This is a genomic window from Pseudonocardia sp., from assembly GCF_029263155.1.
Lineage (GTDB): Bacteria > Actinomycetota > Actinomycetes > Mycobacteriales > Pseudonocardiaceae > Pseudonocardia.
The window spans coordinates 1-5810 of sequence record NZ_JAJCYB010000071.1; the positions used below are offsets into that span (position 1 = coordinate 1).

Consider the following 5810-nt stretch of genomic DNA (forward strand, 5'->3'; position numbering starts at 1 on the left):
CCGGCCCCCCGCCCCCTCCGTGGGCCCGCGTCCGCTGGGTGTGCGCGAGTCCGCTGGGTGTGCGCGAGTCCGCTGGGTGTGCGCGAGTCCGCTGGGTGTGCGCGAGTCCGCTGGGTGTGCGCGAGTCCGCTGGGTGTGCGCGAGTGGGCTGGGTCCGCGAGCGGGTGCGGGGCCCGCCCCCACCGGTCGACCTCGCACCCGGCCCCCGCGGTCGCACACTCCTTGCACTGCCGCACAGGCTGCGGCCTGTGCGGCAGTCCGCTGGCTGTGCGGCAGTGCGCTGGCTGTGCGCGAGTCCGCTGGGTGTGCGCGGGCGGCGGCGCGGACGTCGAACCCGCGCGTGGGCCGGTGCCGGAGGCGTGGCGTAGAACGTGGGCGTGCTGCTGACTCCCCGCGCGCTGGCGCTCGCCCTCGGCGTGGACCCCCCCACCGACGAGCAGGCCGCGGTCATCTCCGCCCCCGCGCGGCCCGCGCTGGTCGTGGCGGGAGCGGGGGCGGGCAAGACCGAGACCATGGCGGCGCGGGTGGTGTGGCTCGTCGCCACCGGCGAGGTGCTGCCCGAGCAGGTGCTGGGCCTGACGTTCACGCGCAAGGCGGCGCAGCAGCTGGGGGCCCGGGTGCGGTCGCGGCTGCGGCGCCTGGCGGGCACCCGGCTGCTCGATGAGCTCGACCCCGGCGGGGAGCGCCGCGCCGCGGTGCTGGCCGGGGAGCCGACGGTGTCGACCTACCACGCCTACGCCGGCCGCCTGGTCGGCGAGCACGCGCTGCGCCTGCCCGCCGAGCCCGCGGCGCGGCTGCTCAGCGAGACCGCGGCGTGGCAGCTGGCACACCGTGTCGTCAGCACCTGGGCCGAGGACCTCGAGATCGACCGGGTGCCGGCCACCGTCACCGGCTACCTCCTCGCGCTGGCCGGCGAGCTCGGCGAGCACCTCGTCGGCACCGACGCCGTGCGCCGCCACGCGGAGCGACTCGCCGACGCGCTGGCCGCGGCCCCGCGCGGCAAGGGGCAGCGCGCCGAGCCGTCGCAGACCTACCTGCGCTGGATCGCCGCCCAGCGCATGCGGATCGAGATGCTGCCGCTGGTGGAGGAGTTCGCGCGGCGCAAGCGGGCGGAGCGGGCCGTCGACTTCGCCGACCAGCTCGCCATCGCCGCCCGGGTCGCGCAGAGCCATCCCGAGGTCGGGGAGACCGAGCGCGCCACCTACCGTGCCGTGCTGCTCGACGAGTACCAGGACACCGGGCACTCGCAGCGGGTGCTGCTCCGCGCGCTGTTCGGCACGATCCCCGGCGACGAGGTCCGCGAGGACGGGCCGTCGGTCACCGCGGTGGGCGACCCGTGCCAGTCGATCTACGGCTGGCGCGGGGCCAGCGCCGGGAACCTGGTGCGGTTCCGCACCGACTTCCCCGCCGGGCCCGACGAGCCCGCCGACGAGTTCGGCCTGCTCACCAGCTTCCGCAACCCGGCCGAGGTGCTGGCCCTGGCGAACGCGGTGTCCGAGCCGCTGCGGTCGGCACCCGGGGCCGTCGGCGTCGGCGAGTTGCGGGCCGGGTCCGCCGACGTGTGCGGTGACGTGCGGGTGGCGCTGCTGCCCGACGTCGCCACCGAGGTGGGCTGGCTCGCCGACGCGATCGCCGAGCAGTGGACGGGCGGGCGAACCCCCAGCTCCGCGGTGCTCGTGCGCCGCCGCGCCGACATGGACGCCGTCGCCGACGCGCTGCGCGCCCGCGGGCTGCCGGTGGAGGTCGTCGGCCTCGGCGGGCTGCTGGACACCCCGGAGGTGCGCGACCTGGTCAGCGCGCTGAAGCTGGTGGCCGACCCGCTGGCCGGGCCGTCGGCGATGCGGCTGCTCACCGGCGCCCGCTGGCGCCTCGGTGTCGCCGACCTCGCCGCGCTGTGGGCCCGGGCCCGCGAGCTCGTCCCCGCGCTGCCGTCCCGGACGGGTCCGCTGACCACCGACGAGCTCGCGCTGGGTGCGCTGCCCGCCGAGCAGGCCGAGCAGGCGGGCCTCGTCGACGCCCTCGACGACCCGGGCCCGGCCGAGCGCTACACCCCCGCGGGCCACGAGCGGATCGTGCGCCTGGGCCGGGAGCTGAGTCGGCTACGGGCGCGCGCGGCGGCACCGCTCACCGACCTGGTTGCCGACGCCGAGCGGCTGCTGCTGCTCGACGCCGAGTCCGCGGCCCGGCCCGGCCCGGTCGGGCGCACGCACCTCGACGCGTTCGCCGACGTCGTCGCGGAGTTCGCCTCCGGCGCCGAGGTCGCCACGCTGCCCGCGCTGCTCGACTACCTCGACACCGCCGAGCAGGCCGAGGACGGGCTGTCGCCGGGTGACGTGGAGGTCGCGCAGGACCGCGTGCAGGTGCTCACCGTGCACGCCGCGAAGGGGCTGGAGTGGCAGGTCGTGGCCGTGCCGCACCTCGTCACGCAGGTCTTCCCGGGACGCAGGATCGGCGGGACGTGGCTGACCGACCCGTCGGAGCTACCGGTGGCCCTGCGCGGCGACGCCGTGGACCTCCCGGCTCTGCACCTGCCCGCCGGCGGCGACCGCAAGCAGCTGGAGACGGCGGTCAAGGCCCACTCCGAGGCCCTCGACGAGCGCCGCCTGGCCGAGGAGCGGCGCCTGTTCTACGTGGCGCTGACGCGCTCGGAGCGCGTGCTGCTGGTGTCCGGGCACCGCTGGCCCGCCGTGGGGGAGCGGCCCAGGGAGCCCTCGGAGTTCCTGGAGCAGATCGCGCGGGCCGTGCCCGGGTGTGTCGAGCAGTGGGCCGATCCGCCCGCCGAGGGCGCCCCGAACCCCGCCGTCGACGACGGGCCCGGCGTGCCGTGGCCGCTCGACCCGCTGGGCGCCCGGTCACCCGACGTGCACGCGGGCGCCGAGCTCGTGCGTGCTGCGCTGGCCGGCCGGGAGGCCGCCCGGGCCGCCCGCGCGGACGCCGCCGCCGCGGGCTCCCAGCTGGAGCTCGACGTCCCCGCCGCCGCGCCCCCCGACGATCCCGCCCCGGACGATCCCGAGGGCTGGGCCGCGGACGTGGAGATCCTGCTCGCCGAGCGGGCGGCGGCCAGGGCACACCCGATCGTCGCGCTGCCCGCGCAGCTGACCGTCAGCCAGCTCGTCGAGCTGGCGGCGGACCCGGCCACGCTGGCGTCGCGGCTGCGCCGCCCGCTGCCGCTGCCGCCCAACCCGCACACCCGCCGGGGCACCGCGTTCCACGCCTGGCTGGAGCGGCGCTTCGGCGCCGCGCAGCTGCTCGACCTCGACGAGCTCCCCGGCGCCGCCGACGACGGCGCGGCCGACGACGACACCCTCGCCGAGCTGCAGGAGGCGTTCCTCGCCTCGCCGTGGGCGGAGCGGCGTCCGGTCGAGGTGGAGGTGCCGTTCGAGACGATCATCGCCGGGGTCGGGGTGCGCGGGCGGATGGACGCGGTGTTCGCCGAGCCCGGCGGCGGGTACACCGTCGTCGACTGGAAGACCGGCCCCCCGCCGGACGACACGAGGCTGCCCGCGCTGTCGGTGCAGCTCGCGGCCTACCGGCTGGCCTGGTCGGCGTTGGCCGGATGCCCGCCCGAGCAGGTGGGCGCCGCGTTCCACTACGTGCGCGCCGACGTCACGCTCCGCCCGGCCGACCTGCTCGACGCGGCCGGCCTGCGCGCACTGCTCGACGCGGTCCCTACAGCAGCGCCACCAGCTTCGTGATCGTGTTCCAGTTCCGGGTGGTCACGAGCACGCGCCGGTCGGCGGGCCAGCCGACGCCCGGCGCGGCGAGCAGCCCGTCCGGGCACCACTGGTAGATCACGCGCCCCACGAGGCGGGCGTGTTCCGGATCGGAGGCCACCGGGTCGTACCCGTCGAGGAGATCGGGACCGGGCGGGCCGGCGAGCACGTGCACCATCATCCGCGAGCCGTCGTCGGCGATCTCGGCGAACGGGTTGCCCGCCGCGATCGTCCGGAGGTCGTCGGCGGTGAGCACGACGCACGGCACCGCCATCGCGAGCCGGTTCTCGATCGCTGCCTCGATGCGAGCGGCGTGCTCCGCCGCAGTGGCATCGGCCGCGGTGACCACCGCGTTCCCGCTGTTGAGGAGCGTGCGGACCTCGGTGTGGCCGAGGTCGGTGAGCAGCGCGCGCAGCTCGGCCATGGCGATCCGCTTGTTGCGGCCGACGTTGATCCCGCGCAGGAGCGCGACGAACCGGGGCATGGCGGCAGCCTAGGCAGGGCCGGGCCGGGTCGGGGCGTCGCGGTGCACCCGCCAAGCCCACCAGATCAGCGGGACCTGCAGCGGCAGCCGCGCGTAGGCGATCACCTGCTCGGTGAGCGACCGGTCCGACCAGTCGATCGCCATCTCGACGTTCGCGGGGAAGACGGCGACGAACAGTGCCGCCGCGGCCAACCCGCCCGGCCGCCGGGTGCGGGGCACGGCGACCGCGACCGCGACCGCGATCTCGGCCGCCCCCGACACGTAGGTCCACAGCCGCGGCCCCCCGGGCAGCACGTCGGGCACCATGCCGTCGAAGAACTCGGGCGCCACGAAGTGCAGCGTCCCGGCGGCGCCGAGCAGACCGGCGAGGGCGAGCGCGGTGCGGGAACCTCGGGCCGTCACGTCGATGATCGTTGCACGGGATACCCTCCGGCCGTGAAGGAGCTGCGGCGTCGACCCATCGCCGACCCGTCGCTGGTCGGCCCGGTCCGGATGCCCGACTCCACGGTCACGCCGGTCGCCTCGCTGCTGCGCCGGGTCGCGGTGGCACTCGGGGCCCTGCTGGCCTGCGCCCTGATCGTGTACTTCGGCCGTGACGGGTACGTCGACAACAACACCGCAGGCCCCATCAGCTTCGCCGACGCGCTGTACTACGCGACCGTGTCGCTGTCGACCACCGGCTACGGCGACATCGCACCGGTCAGCGACACGGCGCGGCTGCTGACCACGCTGTTCATCACGCCGCTGAGGCTGATCTTCCTCATCGTCTTCGTCGGGACCACGGTGGAGCTGCTCACCGAACGGTCCCGGCAGTCCTTCCGGATCGAGCGCTGGAGGTCCAGGTTGCGCGACCACACGATCGTCGTCGGCTACGGCACGAAGGGTCGCGCGGCGGTGGACACCCTCCTCGGTGACGACGCCACGGCAGCCGACATCGTCGTCGTCGACACCGACCGCGCCCAGCTCGACGCCGCGTCGGCCCTCGGGCTGGTGACGGTGACCGGCAACGCCACCCGCTCCAGCGTGCTGCGCATCGCGGGGGTGTCCCAGGCGGCGGCGATCATCGTCGCCACCAACCGCGACGACACCGCCGTCCTGGTGACCCTCACCGCCCGTGAGCTGGCGCCCAAGATCCGGATCGTGGCGGCGGTGCGGGAGTCGGAGAACGTCCACCTGCTGCGCCAGTCCGGGGCGAACTCCGTGGTGGTCTCGGCGGAGACGGCCGGGCGGCTGCTGGGCGCGGCCACGACCAGCCCGAACGTCGTGGAGGTGGTGGAGGACCTGCTCACCCCCGACGCCGGGTTCGCGATCACCGAGCGGGAGGTGGAGGAGTCCGAGCTGGGCGGGTCGCCGCGGCACCTGGGTGACATCGTGCTCGCCGTCGTCCGGGGCGACGACCTGCACCGGGTGGACTCCGCGAAGGCCGACACGCTCGAGCGGGGCGACCGGCTCCTCTACGTCCGCAAGGCCAGCCCCCCGCCCGACGAGGACTGACGCCGCCGCCCCACCCGCGAGTCGGGGCGTCCGGTCGCGCGAGTCGGGGGGTCCGGTCGCGCGAGTCGGGGCGTCCGTGCGCGCGAGTCGGGCGATACGTGCGGTTCGAGGGGTCGGCC

The 5810-nt window shown here is 76.2% G+C and carries 4 protein-coding genes; 2 read left to right on the top strand and 2 right to left on the bottom strand.

Annotation, left to right across the window (positions count from 1 at the left end; genetic code table 11):
• Nucleotides 1-371 precede the first annotated feature (371 nt).
• Nucleotides 372-3695: an ATP-dependent DNA helicase gene (locus Q1K26_RS13925; RefSeq protein ID WP_300011758.1), complete on the top strand. Its 3324-nt coding sequence runs from the start codon at nt 372-374 to the stop codon at nt 3693-3695.
• On the opposite strand, the gene Q1K26_RS13930 is transcribed toward Q1K26_RS13925, so the two are convergent.
• Nucleotides 3670-4197, bottom strand: coding sequence for a DUF1697 domain-containing protein (locus tag Q1K26_RS13930; RefSeq protein WP_300011761.1), 528 nt, complete (start codon nt 4195-4197; stop codon nt 3670-3672). The genes Q1K26_RS13925 and Q1K26_RS13930 overlap by 26 nt on opposite strands.
• Nucleotides 4198-4206: 9 nt before the next feature.
• Nucleotides 4207-4599, bottom strand: a complete 393-nt coding sequence (locus Q1K26_RS13935; protein WP_300011764.1) for a hypothetical protein — start codon at nt 4597-4599, stop codon at nt 4207-4209.
• A gap of 90 nt (nt 4600-4689) precedes the next feature.
• Between Q1K26_RS13935 and Q1K26_RS13940 the strand changes: the two genes are divergently transcribed.
• Nucleotides 4690-5691, top strand: coding sequence for a potassium channel family protein (locus tag Q1K26_RS13940; protein ID WP_300011767.1), 1002 nt, complete (start codon nt 4690-4692; stop codon nt 5689-5691).
• Nucleotides 5692-5810: the final 119 nt, after the last annotated feature.

What these genes read in the sequence shown, in the direction of transcription:
- Q1K26_RS13940 (WP_300011767.1), top strand. Translation starts at nt 4,690, where the DNA reads ATGCCCGACTCCACGGTCACGCCGGTCGCCTCGCTGCTGCGCCGGGTC.
- Q1K26_RS13930 (WP_300011761.1), bottom strand. Translation starts at nt 4,197, where the DNA reads ATGCCCCGGTTCGTCGCGCTCCTGCGCGGGATCAACGTCGGCCGCAAC.